A 467-nucleotide genomic window follows, 5' to 3' on the forward strand; every position below is an offset into this window, starting at 1 on the left:
AACATATGGCACAGCGAGTTGATAAAAAAGGTAAAATGATGCGTCAATACCAAGCGTAGAAGACCTGCAACTAAAAATGTACCCAGCATATCCCCTGTGATCCAGCCAATCATCGCTAGAATAACAACATTGGTGGCAATTACCCAAAAACCATAATACTTGTGTTGTAGGGCAAGTAGCTTATCTTTTTTTAGGTCGGGGATATTTTTGTAATCATATTGACCGCTTGGGTATTTGCGTAGCATCCAGCCCATGTGGCTAAACCAAAAACCACGACGAGAAGAATACGGATCGTCATATTCATCATCAACATGGCGATGGTGTGAGCGATGCCCTGAACACCAGTCAAATACTGAGCTTTCAACCGCCAAAGTTGCACCAAGTAATAAAATATATTCGACAACAGGATGGGCTTCATAGGATTTATGTGACCACAAACGATGGTAGCCAGCAGTGATAGACAGACC

At 42.4% G+C, this 467-nt stretch carries 1 protein-coding gene; it reads right to left on the minus strand.

Annotation, left to right across the window (positions count from 1 at the left end; all coding sequences use genetic code 11):
- Positions 1–467, minus strand: a 467-nt coding sequence (locus JZ791_RS44240) for an acyl-CoA desaturase (RefSeq protein WP_216903956.1), incomplete at both ends; no start/stop codon positions are given.

This window comes from Nocardia alni, from assembly GCF_019038435.1.
Lineage (GTDB): Bacteria > Actinomycetota > Actinomycetes > Mycobacteriales > Mycobacteriaceae > Nocardia > Nocardia alni.